This window comes from Actinoplanes utahensis (assembly GCF_016862455.1).
In the GTDB taxonomy this organism is placed as follows: domain Bacteria; phylum Actinomycetota; class Actinomycetes; order Mycobacteriales; family Micromonosporaceae; genus Actinoplanes; species Actinoplanes utahensis.
Map to the genome: position 1 here is coordinate 19799 of NZ_BOMZ01000063.1, position 13942 is coordinate 33740.

16 protein-coding genes are annotated in these 13942 nt (G+C 71.9%); 12 read left to right on the plus strand and 4 right to left on the minus strand.

The window, feature by feature from the left end:
* Positions 1-169: 169 nt before the first annotated feature.
* Both Aut01nite_RS22615 and Aut01nite_RS22620 read left to right on the plus strand, forming a co-directional pair.
* Positions 170-613, plus strand: a complete 444-nt coding sequence (locus Aut01nite_RS22615; RefSeq protein WP_043529885.1) for a hypothetical protein — start codon at positions 170-172, stop codon at positions 611-613.
* Positions 614-795: 182 nt separating this feature from the next.
* Positions 796-1344: a hypothetical protein gene (locus Aut01nite_RS22620; RefSeq protein WP_043529887.1), complete on the plus strand. Its 549-nt coding sequence runs from the start codon at positions 796-798 to the stop codon at positions 1342-1344.
* A gap of 204 nt (positions 1345-1548) precedes the next feature.
* Here Aut01nite_RS22620 and Aut01nite_RS44625 read toward each other — a convergent pair whose 3' ends face one another.
* Together Aut01nite_RS44625 and Aut01nite_RS22630 are read right to left on the minus strand one after the other, a co-directional pair.
* A complete protein-coding gene (locus Aut01nite_RS44625; RefSeq protein WP_307837525.1) occupies positions 1549-1977 on the minus strand; it encodes a helix-turn-helix transcriptional regulator in 429 nt (142 codons plus the stop codon).
* A gap of 286 nt (positions 1978-2263) precedes the next feature.
* The gene (locus Aut01nite_RS22630) at positions 2264-2746 is read right to left on the minus strand and encodes an SMI1/KNR4 family protein (RefSeq protein ID WP_152628967.1); all 483 of its coding nucleotides are present in this window, start codon (positions 2744-2746) and stop codon (positions 2264-2266) included.
* 474 nt (positions 2747-3220) lie between these two features.
* Between Aut01nite_RS22630 and Aut01nite_RS22635 the strand changes: the two genes are divergently transcribed.
* Positions 3221-3994, plus strand: a complete 774-nt coding sequence (locus tag Aut01nite_RS22635) for an endonuclease/exonuclease/phosphatase family protein (RefSeq protein ID WP_161790716.1) — start codon at positions 3221-3223, stop codon at positions 3992-3994.
* A gap of 62 nt (positions 3995-4056) precedes the next feature.
* On the opposite strand, the gene Aut01nite_RS22640 is transcribed toward Aut01nite_RS22635, so the two are convergent.
* Entirely contained in the window at positions 4057-4659 is a 603-nt protein-coding gene (locus tag Aut01nite_RS22640; RefSeq protein ID WP_043529891.1) for a dihydrofolate reductase family protein, read from the minus strand.
* A gap of 251 nt (positions 4660-4910) precedes the next feature.
* On the opposite strand from Aut01nite_RS22640, the gene Aut01nite_RS44380 reads away from it, so the two are divergent.
* The 5 genes from Aut01nite_RS44380 (at position 4911) to Aut01nite_RS22660 (ending at position 8997) form a co-directional block, all read left to right on the plus strand.
* Positions 4911-5045, plus strand: coding sequence for a hypothetical protein (locus Aut01nite_RS44380; protein ID WP_268871729.1), 135 nt, complete (start codon positions 4911-4913; stop codon positions 5043-5045).
* Between the two features lie 88 nt (positions 5046-5133).
* On the plus strand, positions 5134-5598 hold the full coding sequence (locus Aut01nite_RS22645; protein WP_152628968.1) for a hypothetical protein: 465 nt from the start codon (positions 5134-5136) through the stop codon (positions 5596-5598).
* 20 nt (positions 5599-5618) lie between these two features.
* A complete protein-coding gene (locus tag Aut01nite_RS22650; RefSeq protein ID WP_063958837.1) occupies positions 5619-7040 on the plus strand; it encodes a serine/threonine-protein kinase in 1422 nt (473 codons plus the stop codon).
* 1 nt (position 7041) lies between these two features.
* Positions 7042-7731, plus strand: coding sequence for an FHA domain-containing protein (locus Aut01nite_RS22655; RefSeq protein ID WP_043529898.1), 690 nt, complete (start codon positions 7042-7044; stop codon positions 7729-7731).
* A 45-nt stretch (positions 7732-7776) separates the two neighbouring features.
* Positions 7777-8997, plus strand: coding sequence for a peptidoglycan DD-metalloendopeptidase family protein (locus Aut01nite_RS22660; protein ID WP_052164282.1), 1221 nt, complete (start codon positions 7777-7779; stop codon positions 8995-8997).
* Between the two features lie 9 nt (positions 8998-9006).
* Here Aut01nite_RS22660 and Aut01nite_RS22665 read toward each other — a convergent pair whose 3' ends face one another.
* Positions 9007-9618 (minus strand): TetR/AcrR family transcriptional regulator, encoded by a 612-nt coding sequence (locus Aut01nite_RS22665; RefSeq protein WP_043529900.1) that lies wholly within the window; start codon positions 9616-9618, stop codon positions 9007-9009.
* A 47-nt stretch (positions 9619-9665) separates the two neighbouring features.
* On the opposite strand from Aut01nite_RS22665, the gene Aut01nite_RS22670 reads away from it, so the two are divergent.
* The 4 genes from Aut01nite_RS22670 to Aut01nite_RS22685 are packed head-to-tail and all read left to right on the plus strand — an operon-like array spanning position 9666 to position 13913.
* On the plus strand, positions 9666-10535 hold the full coding sequence (locus Aut01nite_RS22670) for a Vgb family protein (protein ID WP_043529903.1): 870 nt from the start codon (positions 9666-9668) through the stop codon (positions 10533-10535).
* 35 nt (positions 10536-10570) lie between these two features.
* Entirely contained in the window at positions 10571-11914 is a 1344-nt protein-coding gene (locus Aut01nite_RS22675) for a serine hydrolase domain-containing protein (RefSeq protein WP_052164289.1), read from the plus strand.
* Between the two features lie 13 nt (positions 11915-11927).
* A complete protein-coding gene (locus Aut01nite_RS22680; RefSeq protein WP_236643015.1) occupies positions 11928-12677 on the plus strand; it encodes a MerR family transcriptional regulator in 750 nt (249 codons plus the stop codon).
* A gap of 45 nt (positions 12678-12722) precedes the next feature.
* Positions 12723-13913, plus strand: coding sequence for an SMI1/KNR4 family protein (locus Aut01nite_RS22685; protein WP_161790717.1), 1191 nt, complete (start codon positions 12723-12725; stop codon positions 13911-13913).
* The last annotated feature ends 29 nt before the right edge of the window (positions 13914-13942 follow it).

Sequence of the window (13942 nt, forward strand, 5' to 3'; positions counted from 1 at the left end):
AGGTAGTCGTTGCGGATGTCTCGGACGCTCCCGTCGCGGATGCGGTGGCGCCTGCTGTGGGCCGGTGCCGCCGTCACCATGGCGATTTCAGTGATGCTGACGTGGGCGAACGCCGGGAGACCTCGTCCTCCTCGAGGATCATCGACCGCCGGCGGCACTGTGCTGGCCGTTGATCTGCCTGGTGCTCAGCACAGCGGTCGTCCTGCTGATCTCGCCGGAGCATCGCCGACGGTCAGCGGTCACCGTCGCTGGCAGCACCGTCGCCATCTTCTTCGTCGGCGTGGCTGCCCTGGTCGACGGTCGTGGCGAAGATTTCGTCGACCGGACCTACTCAGCAGACGGCCGGTACGAGGCTCGCGTACTTCCCTGGACATCCGTCCTCGGTGAAGAGGGTTGGGACGTGGCCATCTATCGGCGAGACGGCCTGCGTTTCATCGCTGCCGACGCCGGCTGTCTGTTCTCCGAGGTGGCCGCGTACCGCCGGATCCGATCGGTCGAGGCCGGCCATGTGAGCATCGCTACCGACCACGACGTAGTGGACGTCCGGTTCGACCCGGATGACATGCGCATCATCACTCCCATCCCCGCAGATCTCTGCGCCGGTTACGGATAGGCGGCACCGCGAACTCGTCCGGCCCGATCTCGACGGCCGGACCTGCGGACCTGTTGCCGGCCTGACGCGCCGGGGCGGCACCGCACGTCGGCCATCAGTCCGCGGGGCAGTCGCCGACGTCGGGATCCGGTGCCGTCGGTCATGTTGCCAGAGCATGATCTCTGCGGCGGATAATCGGCGTCATGGATCGCCTGGTTCCTGACGACCTCGCCGATTCGCCGCTGCCTGAGGGCCCTCTGTCCGAAGCGTGGGGCGCCTACTTGTCGTCTTACCTGCAGGGACGACGTTCACCGGCCCTGGTACGAGCGAACCGGTTCCTGGCGCTCATCGGCGCGGAACCCGTGCACCGCACCTCCTTCGCGGAGTGGGTGTGTACCGGACTCTTCGACCGTAGCGATTTCTGGTCCGGTCAATGGGGCGGCGGCCTGATCTTGCGGGGCCGGCGCTGGGAACGGCCGGTCGAACCCGCGTTGACCTTCCATCCGATCAGTTCTGGGGTGGTACTGCCGTACCTGGTCGGAGGTCTGCGCCGTGAGGAGCGGCAGCCCCTGCGGTGGACATATCAGTTCGCGGTCGGCCAACTCGACCGTCTCCTGCCGGTAGAACGGGATGAACTCCGCTCCGCCATCGCTGACCGCTGCGGACCGGATGCTGCACTCATCGACCTGCTCCGACACGCAACCGGCGACTCTCGTGCCATGCGCATGCTCCGCGATATCCAAGACGATTGACACCGCAGTCCCGCGCACCTCAGAGCAAGGTGCCGTGTCGGCGGGAACGGCGCCCCGGAGCGGGTGTGGACCGTTCGTCCCTGCAGGTCGTCGACGGTGCGGCCGGACCGCAGCCGAGCACACGGGAGCCGGCGCCGTGCCTGCCACCCGTTCGTCGGCCCCGGCCCGAACGCACTGATCAGCTCCGCCGGAACAGATTGGCACTCACTCCGCGGCGGGCTCCTCGTCCCGTTGACCGGCGACCGGCTCGGCGTGGCCGGCGCCCGCCCTCGCCTGTCCGTTGATGCCCGGCCCCGATCGCTGGTCGGTCTCGGTGTCGATGGCCGGGCCGGGTGGTTGGCCGGTGCGGATGTCCGCGCCGGGGGTCGTCGCGGATGGTCGCTCGGCGGTGTCCGGAGGGGATGGTCGGTCGGCGGCGGTGTCCGGAGGGGATGGTCGGTCGGCGCGTTTGCCGCGGCGGGTGGCGATCCATGCCTCCACCTGCTCCCCTAACCACACCTTGCCCTGCGCGAGTTTGGCGACCGGCCGGGGGAAGTCGGCGCGCCGGGTGATCTGGTAGACCCGCTGCCGACTGATCTTGCCGAGCATCTCGCTGATCTCATAATTTCCCACCAGATAAATCCTCGAGGCCATGCAAGCGACTATAGGCCAACGACTACCTGATAGGCGACTAGGAGAAGAGTGATTTGTAGCTTCGTGACCTCACGGGATCAGGCACGACCGTCCCTTCCGGACGGCAGCCGTTCCTCCCGACCGGTGCTCTGCTGTCCCCGGAACGCCGTCGCATGGCAGGCCCGTCCGGCGGCGGAATCATCTCCGCAGCGCCTCGCCTCCGCGGTGCCTCGCCTCCGCGGTGCCTCGCCTCCGCGGTGCCTCGCCTCGCGCCCGATCGTGAGACCGCTGTCGTCGCCGCCGCACCTCAGTGACCGTCTCCCTTTCGTGCCGCCTCAGTAACCTCCCTGAGGAGTGACGTCAGGAATTCCTGCAGGTCGGCCGCAACCGGTGCGGCGTGGTCGGCGTCATAGGCGCCGCCCAAGAAGGACCCGCCCGCCAACCGGAGCACCGGCGACCCCGGCCCCGCCGTCAGGGCGAACAGCCCGCCACCACCGTCACTGCCGAAAACGACCACACGACGCCCGTCGGTGAGCCGGCGCGGATGACCCGGATCCTCGCCCGGAAGCGGCGGGGAGTGGATCCAGTAACCGTTTTCGACATCGGGCAGATCAACCTCCGCGACCACACGGTGAAACGTCACCAGATCCGCGGGAAGACCGTCGCCGTGCAGCTCGGCGAGACCGGCGAGCTGCTCCTCGCTCACCGGGCCGGCGACCTCGTGCTCCTCGGGCGGAAACCCGAACCGCGCCTCGAACCTGCCCAGCAGCCCCGCCAGCCCGGCCCGCATGTCGTCCCTCCACCGCCCGACCCAGGCGTCCTCCAGGCCGCCGGCGGGCCGATCGATCAGTTCGGCGTCCGTCTCGTGCCTGATGCGCCCCGTCATGAGGACACGGTAGCGGCCACCCCTGACGTTTTCCGCCGACCGCACCCGCTCCTGCCGAGCCCGACTCCCGGCCTTCCCGGCGCTGGAACCGTCCGTGCGGCGGCGGATCTTGACCGGCTGGTCGTCACGGCTGGCTCCACCGGCGGGAGACAGCCGTGACGACCAGCCGGGGTTTGCGGCTGGCGCCGAGGCGGTGCTGATGAGCCGGCCGGAAGGGGTCTGGCCGGTACGCGACCAGGTCGGCCGGGAAAGGGATCGACGCCAGGATCCCGGCCGCCACCCGCGTAGAGCGCCGGGCTTGCCTGCCCGTCGACAGGTAAGGGAGGGATCGGCGGGAGTGGGTATCCGGCGGGAATGGGTGACAGCACGCTACGGGCGATGACCTGGAACATCTGGTGGCGGTTCGGTCCGGATTGGAAGGCGCGGCAACCGGGGATACGCGCCACCCTGGAGCGGCAACGGCCGGATGTGCTCGCGTTACAGGAGGTCTGGGGCGAGGACGGGAGCACGCAGGCGGACGAGTTGGCGGAGGCGCTCGGCATGCACGCGGTGTTCGCGTCGCCGTCGTTTCCGCCGCCGGGGCCGGAGGGCGGTGAGCTCGGGATCGCGGTGCTGAGCCGCTGGCCCGTTCTCGGGTGGGAGGCCCCTGTCATGCCGGCTCGTCATCGGGCGTGGGATCCGGTGGCACTGACGGTCCGGGTCGATCATCCGGTGGGGCCGCTGCCGATCGTGGCGGCGTGCCTCGATCACGGTGTGCCGTACACCGACGACCGGATCGCGCAGGCCGCATTCATCGCCGGTCTGGCCACCGATCCGCGTTTCGACGGGCCGTGCCCGGTGCTGCTGATGGGTGACCTGAACGCCGCGGTGGATTCGCCGGTGCTGCGTCCGGTCCGTGACGTGCTGATCGATGCGTGGAGCGCCGGCGGGGGAGCGGCGGATGCGGTGACGCTGCCGTCGACGCATCCGCAGGCGCCTCTGTCGGCCGGTCCGCAACTGATCGACCAGCGGATCGATCACATCTTCTTCCGGGCCGGCCGTGAAGATCAGGACATCGGGATCGACAGGGTACGGCTGGCCGGCGACCCGATCGACGGCCTGCATCCGTCCGACCACCGGGCCGTCGTCGCCGACTTCCGCTGGCGCGGCTGACCCGGCCGGTGGGGCGACGCGCCAGCTCCGCCGGTCCGCTGACCCGGCCCGTTCGGGAGGGGTCACATCTGGCCGGTGCCGGGGGTGCCGGGCTCGAGGCCGTACCGCAGCAGCACCGCGCCCTTCGGGGAGGTGAGCGGCGGTTCGAGGAGGGTCAGGCTGCTGGGTACGGCGCCGCCGTCGAAGACCTTCTTCCCGGTGCCCAGCGTGATCGGGTACACCCACAGGTTGAGCTGGTCGAACAGCCGTTCCCGGAGCAGGGTCTGGACGAGGTCGAGGCTGCCGATCACGTGGGTTTCGGCGTGCCGGCCGCGGAGGGCCCGGACCTCGCCGGCCAGGTCGGCGCCGATGGCGGTGGCGCCGGTCCAGTCGAGGTCGAGTCTCCCGCGGGTGGCCACGTACTTGGGGATCTCGTTGAAGCGGTCCGCGATCTCGCCGGTCTGGTGCGGCCAGTAGGCGGCGAAGATGTCGTAGGTGCGGCGGCCCAGCAGCAGGGCGTCGATGCCCGGCATGTTCCCGGTGATCTGGTCGCCGACGACCTCGTCGGTCAGCGGGGCCTGCCATCCGCCGTACCGGAAATCGCCTTCGGGGTCTTCGTCAGGACCGCCGGGGGCCTGCGCGACCAGGTCGAGCGTGGTGAACAGGTCGATATGGATCTTGCCCATGATGTCCTCCTGGTGACGGGTCCGGAATTCGGTAGACCGGTCCTGGCCGCGGAACTCATCGGTTGATCCACCATGGGTCTCCCCGGCGGTGCCGAACGGTGGCCGCGGGGTCGGTCGGTCGCACCGGATCGGTGTTGACCTGGACGTTCGGCTGACCTCGATCGACTCACCCCGGCTGGCTGGAACCATCGCACCGTGCCACTGTTCAGGACGAACCGGCCTAAAAGCCGAAAAGTTCTCAGGGGAGTTCCTTGCGTAAAGCACGAGCAGTCGCACGTCTGGTGATGCTGGCCGCCCTGGCCGGGGGTGCGCTGCCGCTCCCGGACGCGCCGGCCGACGCCGGGGACGGTGGGCGGCACGCCGTGGCCCCCGCGCGCAACCTGTGAGCCGACGGGTTATCGGCAGCGGCGCCCGCTCCTAACTTTCGAGAAGGCGGGCCGTTCCAGGCCCGCCTGGACGGAACGGGAGCGGCACATGCGATCAACTCTGCAGCGGATGCTCACCCTGACGATCGCGGCCGGCACGCTGGCCGCGGGGGTGGTGGCTCCGCAGTCGGCGGCGCTGGCGTACAGCGGGAACTGCGGGTCCAGCTCGATCAATCCGAAGAACGCCCGGACCGGCGTCAGCAACTACCGGGCCTTCAAACCGGTCACCTTCCATGGCCGGCGGATCCAGATCATGGCCGGGCGCAACCACTGGGGCCAGTACGGCTGGGCCGAGATGTCGGGAAGGACCACCGCCCGCGACCGGGTGTGGATGGACTGGCGGACCAGCCCGCGCCAGCGGCACCGGCAGTGCGGCCCGGAGCGGGTCGGCAGGTCCGGGGCGAGGGGATTCACCAGGGCGCTGCCGACCGGCGGGCCGAGTGTCCAGTTCCGGGCGTGCGGCGATCTCTACGTGGCCGGCAAGCGGACGCACAAATGCACCGGATGGTGGTGAGGAGCCGCTAACATGCCCCTGTGGCAGTGAGGCCGGTAAATGTCTTTCCGGGTACGGTGGTCGGTGACTACGAGGTCACCGACCACCTCGGTTCGGGGCACTGGGGCAGTGTCTACGCGGGTCGCCCGCGGCGAGGGGCGCCACCCGATCTGCCCCGCCGGGTGGCGCTCAAGTTCCTGCCGGCCGGCCGGGGTGCCCCGGCGGAGGCCGCGGTCGCGCGTGAGCTGGCGTTCAGTGAGCGGGCCCGGCACGCCCGGCTGATCCGCACCCATCAGGTGCTGCGGGAGCCGGACGGCACCACCGTGCTGGTGATGGAGCGGGCCCGGACCAGTCTGCGGAGCCTGCTGGACGAGAATCCGGAACGGCCGCTGCCGGACGCGGCGCGGATTCTGCGCGAGCTGTGGGAAGCGCTCGAGCACATGCACGCCGAGGGCTGGGTGCACGGCGATCTGAAACCGGGGAACGTGCTGCTGGCCGAGGACGGGTCGGTGCGGGTCGCCGACTTCGGGGTGGCGGCCGAGCTGGAGGGCACGCACGCGTACACCGAGGCGGTCGGCACCCAGGACTATCTGCCGCCGGAGTGGTGGGAGCGGCGGCTCAGCGAGAAGGGGGTGCTGACCCGGCCGGCGACCGACGTGTGGGCGTTCGGGGTGATCGCGCACGAGGTGCTGACCGGCGGCGTGCACCCGTTCGCCGGGGCGGCCGCGCAGGCCCGGGCCGCCGAGGTGCGGGGGTACGCGGCCGGTCAGGTCCAGTTGCGCCTGGCGCCCTCCGTCCCGGCCGTGTGGCAGGCGATCATCCGGGACTGCCTCGCTGTCCCGTACCAGGAAAGAATGGAAGTGACCCGCGACCTGGCCGCCCGCATGCCGCACGGGGGACCGCCCCGCCGGAGGCGCCGGGCCTGGCTGATCGGGGCCGCCGCGGCGCTCGCCGTGCTGATCGGCGGCGGTGCCGCGACCGCCCAGCGGATGCTGGCGCCGGAGACGGTGTCCGGGGAACTGCGACCGGATGCGGCCGTGCCGCAGCAGTACCGGACGGCGATCACCGAGGCCGCGCACAGCTGCCATCAGAAGGCGGTCACGCCGGCGCTGATCGCCGCGATGCTGTACGCGGAGAGCCGTTTCGATCCGAACAGACGGTCCCCGGCGACCGACGAGTACGGCATCGCCATGTGGACGCCGCGGGTCTTCGAGCACTGGGCGCCGCAACCGCCGGGCCGCAAGGCCGATTATCTGAACCCGGACGATGCGATCGCCGCGCTGGGCCGGTTCCTGTGCAGCCTGGTGACCACCGTCGGCTATCTGCCCGGTGACCAGCAGTCGCTGATCGCCGCCGGGTACCGGATGGGCGGCGACGCGGTCCGCGAGGCGAAGGGTGTGCCGCCCAAGGCCGAGCAGTACATCCGGGAGGTCAAGGCCAAGGTCGCGGAGTACGGGTACTGACATGTCCAGTGTGCTCGTGCAACTCCCGGCCGGCGCCGGATCGGTGGAGCTGGCCCCGGGCCAGAGTGTCACGTTCGGCCGTGCCGACCGGGCCGGGATCGTGCTGCCGCACCCGGGCGTGTCCCGGCTGGCCGGTCGGATCACCGCCACCGCCGACCACTGGCTGATCGACAACCTCAGTTCCGAGCGCACCTACGTGATCGACAACCCGGAAGGCGGCGGCGAGCACCTCAAGATCGCGCCGCGGCGGCTCGGGGCGCCGGTGCCGTTCGAGTTCGCCCGGCTCAGCATCCCGGTCGACGACGGCACGGTGGAGTTCCTGGTGTTCGCGCCGGATCACGCCTTCGCCGACCCGGCCGCCGATCCGGAGGCCGCCGGCGCCGCGACGGTCGCCGCGTTCTCCCTCGACGAGGCGGCCAAGTATTTCCTGATCCTGGTGGCGCTCTGCGAGCCGCGGCTGCGGGACGGCTCGTCGGTGGCGATCCCGCTCGTTCCGGAGGTGGCCGACCGGCTCGGCCTGACCCGCAGCGCGGTGAACTTCCACATCGACTACCTGGCCGATCACAAACTGCGGATCCGCCGTCGCGCCGGCGCGCAGGACTCTCGCCGGGAAGCCGTCGTCAGCGTCGCGTTGCGCTTCAACCTCGTCACCGACCAGCACTTACGTCTGCTGCCGCCGCGTACCCCGTGAGCTCACAGGATCACACCGGAGCCGTTTCGCCGCACGCTCAACGGCATGAGATTCATCGATGCGGCCAAACGCGCCGCCCTCTTCGGACTCGTCGCCGGTGTCTCGTACACCGGCCTGGCCGCCCCGGCCGCCGCCGATCCCACCACCGATCTCGGCGCCGGTGTGGCCGCCGCAGCCGGCGCCAAGCCGGCCTTCCAGGCGCCGTTCCCGTGCGGGCAGCGCTTCGTCTCCTACCCGTGGGGCAAACACTGGCCCGCTCTCGACCTGGACCGGGTGCCCGAGACGGCCACCCTGGGCAACCCGGTGGTGGCGTCCGCGGCCGGCACCGCCTGGTACTCCGGATACGACTCGGGCGCCGGGCACACCGTGGTGCTCAAGCACAGCGGTGGCTGGTTCACCACGTACATGCACCTGCAGCGCCGGGACGTGCCCCGGGGCGCGACCGTCAAGCAGGGGCAGCGGCTGGGGCTGGCCGGTCAGTCCGGTACCAACGGCAAGAGCCCTCACCTGCATTACGAGCAGATGCACGACGACAACAACAACGGTTCCGTGGCCTGGGGCACCAAGGGTCCGGAGCGTAAAGCGGTGGTGTTCGGCGGCCGGGCCGTCCCGAACCGCAACGGTTACCAGCTGACCAGCGGGAACTGCGCCAAGCCGGCCCCGAGCGCGGGGATCGGCGTGTTCCGGCCGTCGGGCGGACAGTGGATCGTGCCGGGCAAGGTGCTCCGCAAGGGCTGGGGCAACCGCGGTGACCAGCCGCTGGTCGGCGACTTCAACGGGGACCGCAAGGCCGACGTCGCGGTGTTCCGGCCGTCCACGAAGACCTGGCACCAGCCGGGGCGGATCTGGCTGAAGAACTGGGGCAACAAGGGCGACCTGGCGGTGACCGGCGACTTCAACCGGGACGGCAAGGACGAGCCGGCGGTGTTCCGGCCGTCCACGAAGACCTGGTACACCCCGGGCAAGGTGCTGCGCAAGAACTGGGGTGTGAAGGGCGACGTGCCGCTGGCCGGCGACTTCAACGGCGACGGCCGGGACGAGATCGCGGTGTACCGCCCGTCGAACGGCACCTGGTACACGCCCGGCAAGGTGCTGCGCAAGAACTGGGGACTGCGCGGCGACAAGCCGATCGTGGGCGACTTCAACCGGGACGGCAAGGACGAGATCGGTGTGTACCGGCCGTCGAACAAGACCTGGTACACCCCTGGCAAGATCCTGCGCCAGAACTGGGGCGCGAGCGGCGACGTGCCGCTGGCCGGTTTCTGACCGGGGGATTCAGGCGGGGCCCGGGACGGTGAACGCGCCGGCCCGGGCCCCGGCCGCCGTGTCGTGGGCGGCCGTCTCGGCCTGGCCGGCGGTGAACGGGGCACGCAGCAGCACCAGCTCGTGATAGAGCGGGGCGGTGGCGGCGACGAGCAGACGGCGCGGGTCCGTCCGCCCCGGGATCTCGGCTCGCCGGGCGGCCCGCTCGACGATCACCGCACACCGCGCATAGCGGTCGTCCCAGAAGGCGCGCAGCGCCTCGGCGGCCCGCGCCGATCGGAACGACGCGGCGATCAGCGCGCCGGTGATCGGGGGGCCGGTGGTGAGCGCGGAATGGACCTCGCGGTTGAGGGCGACGAGGTCACCGGCGAGCGACCCGGTGTCCGGCGGGGTCCAGTCGTCACCGGCGGCCTGCGCCAGCACGTCGGCGAGCAGGCCGCCGACGTCGTGCCAGCGCCGGTAGACGGTGGTGCGGTGCACGCCGCAGCGCTCGGCCACGGCGTCGATGCCGAGCGCGTCGAACCCCCGCTCGACGAGCAGGTCACGGGTGGCGGCCAGGACGCGGCGGCGGACCTCGGCGGTGCGGCCCCCGGGACGGCGGGCTGGCGCGGTCGGCTCGTTCATGGCAGCATCTTAACGCGACAGTTGTTGCATTAACGAGAGGTGTAGGGATGACAGTGCGGAGTTTCGCCGTCCCGGCCGGGGCCTACGCGGTCGTCGCCGGCCCCGACGGCGCGCTGTGGTTCACGGTCGCCGGTGGCGGGCAGGTCGGGCGACTGGCGCCCGGCGGCGAGCCGGCGCTGTTCGACGTGGGCGCCGGCTCGACACCCACGGTCCTGACCACCGGGCCGGACGGGGCGCTCTGGTGCACGCTCAACCAGGCGGACGCGATCTGCCGGATCACCACGGCCGGCGTGGTCACCACCCATCCGCTGCCCACGCCGGGAGCCGCGCCGTTCGGGATCGCCGCCGGGCCGGACGGGGCGCTGTGGTTCACCGAGGGCGGCGCCGGCCGGATCGGGCGGATCACCACCGGCGGCGTGATCACCGGCTTTCCGGTGCCCGGCGGGGGATATCCGGCGGCGATCACGGCGGGCGGGGACGGAGCGATGTGGTTCGCGCTGAACCAGGCCAACGCGATCGGCCGGATCGCCGCGACCGGCGAGATCAGCCTGTTCCCGCTGCCCACGCCGGACGCCGCGCCGGTCGGGGTCACGCTGGGACCGGACGGCGCGGTCTGGTTCGTCGAGATCGGCGCCGGTCAGGCCGGCCGGATCGGCACGGACGGCACGATCACCGAGTTCCCGCTGCCGGACCGGGCCGGGCGGCCGCACGCCATCACCACCGGACCGGACGGGCGGCTGTGGATGACCGAGTGGGCCGGCAACCGGATCAGCGCGATGACCACCGACGGCAAGGTCGACTCGTACGAGCTGCCGCAGCCGGGCAGCGAGCCGCACGGCATCACCACCGGGCCGGACGGCGCGATGTGGGCGGCGCTGGAATGCGGGGCGCTCGCCCGGGTGGGAATCGGTGCTTGACCCTGCCCCAGGGGCAGGGTTCGATGATCGTCGGCATGAACCAGATGACACGGATCGCCGACTTCCGCCGGGACAGCATCGTCGACTTCTGCCGGGACAGCGGAGTGCCCGGCTACGTCGCCGGGATCAGCCGGGCGGGGGAGCAGACGGTGTTCGCGCACGGCACCGCCAACCTGACCACCGGCGCCCCGATGCGCGACGACACCGGATTCCTGTTCGGATCCATCACCAAGGTCATGACGGCGACGCTGGTGATGCGGCAGGCCGAACTGGGCCGGATCAGCCTCGACGACCGGGTGACCGACCTGCTGCCGGGGTTCCGGCTCACCACCCCCGGGGCGGCCGAGCGGATCCGGGTCCGCCACCTGCTCAACCACACCAGCGGGATCGACGCCGAACTGTTCTTCCCGCGCACCTCCTACCTGGAACGGCTCGGCCGGGACTGCGGCAGCCTCTTCCCCGCGGGCGAGCACCTCAGCTACAGCAACGGCGGCATGATCGTCGCGGGGCATCTGCTGGAGGCGGTCACCGGCCGGGCGTACCACGAACTCCTCGACACCGAGATCTTCCAGCCCGCCGGGATGACCGCCGCCGGCACCGGCGCGGAACAGGCGATCCTCCGCTCCACCGCGATCGGGCACTTCCCCGACCCGGACACCGGCCAGGCCCGGCCCACCCGGATGTTCATGCTGCCGCCGACGTGGGCCGCGGCCGGTGGCACACCGATCGGCACCGTCGAGGACCTGCTGGCCTTCGGCCGGGCCCACCTCGGCGCCGGGCTGCTGTCCGGCGAATCGCTGGCGGCGATGCGCGAGATCAACGCCGATCCCGGTACGCCCGGCGCGTCCCCCACCGGCCTCGGCTGGCTGCTCCGGCCCATCGGCGACACGATCGCCCTGACCATGACCGGCGCGTCCCCGGGCGGGGTCGCGGTGCTCGCCGTGCTGCCGGAACACGACCTGGTGTTCGCCGCGTACGGCAACGACCCGCGCGCCCTGGAACTGCACGACGACCTGCTGGGCCGCCTCGCCGGGGACACCGGCCGCCCGGTCTGGGCCCGGCAGGAGACGGACCCGGCGCCGTACGCGGGCACCTACCGCTCCGACCAGCTGCGGATCGACGTGCGGGCGGTCGGCGGGGAACTGGAGGAACAGATCACCTACGAGCCGGCCGACCCCGATCAGGAACGGATCCTCACCGGGCTCGCCGGCGGCCCGTTCACGGCGCCGCCGACCAGGTACGTGCCGGTCGGGGCGGGCCTGTTCGCGCCGGCCGGGCTGCCGCTCGACGGGCTGCCCGCGCACTACCTGGTGTCGTATCACGACGGGGCGGCGTACCGGTGCGCCGGCGGCCGGATGGCCCGCCGCGTCCTGGAGTGAGATCATGCGCGCCATGACCTACGCGCGGGCCGGTGGCCGGCACCTGCTGACCATCGGCCGGCTCGCCGCCTACGCCGGCGTGACCGTCAAGGCGGTGCGGGTCTACCACGAGCGGGGACTGCTGGCCGAGCCGCCGCGGGACTCCTCCGGCTACCGCAGGTACGGCGCGGACCACGCCGTCCAGCTCGTCAAGATCCGGACGTTGGCCGAGGCCGGGGTGCCGCTGGCCCGCATCCGGGAACTGCTCGACGCCGGTCCGGAGCAGTTCGCCGCCGCCATCGACGAGATCGACCGCCGACTGCGCGACCGCGCCGAGCAGATCCGCCGCACCCGGCAGCGGATCACCCGGTTGCGGGGCGGGGACCGGCTGTTCGTGACCGAGGAGGTGGCCGCCTACCTGGACACCTTGCGGGAGATCGGCGTCAGCGAACGCGGTGTGCTGCGGGAACGTGAGCTGTGGGTGCTGTTGCAGGCCGCCGCGCCGGAGCAGGTCGCCGCCTGGATCGCCGGGAAGGCCGCGGCTGTCGCGGACCCGGAGTTCCGCGCCCTCTACCGCGACTACGACGAGGCGTACGACTGGCCGCCCGACGACCCGCGGCTGGCCGGGCTGGCCGAGCGGACCCGGGACTGGTTCGCTCGGCAGGAGCCCGGCGGGGAGACGCCGCCGGGCACGGACGCCGCCGGGCTGCTCGCGCTGGCGTCCGCCGAGGTCGCGTCACCCGCCTGGAACCGGATCGCCGAACTGGCCGCGGGCGGGGCATGACACGATGCGGGTGATCTTGCGGTCCGAGTGGGCGGGTGGTCAGTGGTGACAGAGCGATCCGTGGCACAGTGGCGGCGTTACCTCGCCGAGTACAGCGACGAGGTGCTGCGTGCGGCACCGGGCGAAGCGCTGGACGACATCACCGAGGAGCAGCGGGCGGCGGGCTGGCTCGGTTTCGGCGGCGCCACCCCGGAACGGCTCGCCGACGTGGAACGGCGGCTCGGGACGGCCCTGCCCCCCAGCTACCGGGCGTTCCTGGCGGTGTCCGACGGCTGGCTCAACCTCGGCCCGTTCCTGTGGACCATGCGCACCACCGCGACCATCGGCTGGCTCCGCGACATCGACCCGGAACTCCGCGACAGCCTGATGGACGAGACCGAGGACGACGAGGAGCCCGGCGTGCCGGGGCTCGGCGACCGGGCCCTGCTGATCTCCGGGGACGGTGACGCACAGTACTGGCTGCTCGACCCGCAGGACGTCGACGCCGGTGGGGAGTGGGCCGCCTACATCTGGGCGAGCTGGTACCCCGGCCTCGGCGAACGGCACGAGTCGTTCGCCGCCCTGGTCGACGCGGAACGGGCCTCGTTCGCGGAACTCAACGGCCGCGACGGCCGGCCGGTGGACCCGGAGGGCGCGAGCGACCTCGTCGCCGCCGGACGGGCGGCGGCGCTGCGCGGTGACGTCGCCGCGGCGGCCGACGCCTTCGCCCAGGCCACCACCAAGGGATCGGGCGCGGCCGCGTACCTCGCGGTGATCCTCGGAGCCTTCCTGCAACCGTCGATGGTGCACCACGCGATCCGCAACGACGTGCTCGCCAAAGCCCACGTCCTGGACGCGATCGGGGTGGAGCAGATCCGGGCCGAAGCCGTCCCGCTCTTCCTGCAGCGGTCGCCGATCCGGCCGTACCAGGACCTGTTCGTGGGCATCCTGACCCCCGGCGAACTGGACCGGATCGACACCTTCATCCCGCCGCTGCTCACCGAGCCGCCCGCCTTCCTGCAGGCGCTCGACGAGGCCCGCCGCCTGATCCACGCCGACCAGCCGGACGCGGCCTGGGCCGTGCTGGCCGCCGCGATCCCCGGCTGGCACTCCGACTCCCCGCACCGCATCGCCCCGGTCATCCTGCTCACCGACCGCGAACTGCGCCGCCTGATCACCCCGGACCGGGCCCGCCTGATCGTCACCACACCGCGCGGTCAGGCCCGCACCGGCGACGCGTCCGGGTTCCCGGCCTGACGGGCGGCCTCCGGGGGCGGAGGGCGAGG

Coding starts and splice junctions, on each gene's coding strand:
- Aut01nite_RS22630 (WP_152628967.1), bottom strand. CDS start 2,746: ATGCGGGCCGGGCTGGCGGGGCTGCTGGGCAGGTTCGAGGCGCGGTTC.
- Aut01nite_RS22660 (WP_052164282.1), top strand. CDS start 7,777: ATGAGATTCATCGATGCGGCCAAACGCGCCGCCCTCTTCGGACTCGTC.
- Aut01nite_RS22670 (WP_043529903.1), top strand. CDS start 9,666: ATGACAGTGCGGAGTTTCGCCGTCCCGGCCGGGGCCTACGCGGTCGTC.
- Aut01nite_RS44625 (WP_307837525.1), bottom strand. CDS start 1,977: ATGGCCTCGAGGATTTATCTGGTGGGAAATTATGAGATCAGCGAGATG.
- Aut01nite_RS22645 (WP_152628968.1), top strand. CDS start 5,134: ATGCGATCAACTCTGCAGCGGATGCTCACCCTGACGATCGCGGCCGGC.
- Aut01nite_RS22655 (WP_043529898.1), top strand. CDS start 7,042: ATGTCCAGTGTGCTCGTGCAACTCCCGGCCGGCGCCGGATCGGTGGAG.
- Aut01nite_RS22675 (WP_052164289.1), top strand. CDS start 10,571: ATGAACCAGATGACACGGATCGCCGACTTCCGCCGGGACAGCATCGTC.
- Aut01nite_RS22635 (WP_161790716.1), top strand. CDS start 3,221: ATGACCTGGAACATCTGGTGGCGGTTCGGTCCGGATTGGAAGGCGCGG.
- Aut01nite_RS22640 (WP_043529891.1), bottom strand. CDS start 4,659: ATGGGCAAGATCCATATCGACCTGTTCACCACGCTCGACCTGGTCGCG.
- Aut01nite_RS22680 (WP_236643015.1), top strand. CDS start 11,928: ATGACCTACGCGCGGGCCGGTGGCCGGCACCTGCTGACCATCGGCCGG.
- Aut01nite_RS22665 (WP_043529900.1), bottom strand. CDS start 9,618: ATGAACGAGCCGACCGCGCCAGCCCGCCGTCCCGGGGGCCGCACCGCC.
- Aut01nite_RS22620 (WP_043529887.1), top strand. CDS start 796: ATGGATCGCCTGGTTCCTGACGACCTCGCCGATTCGCCGCTGCCTGAG.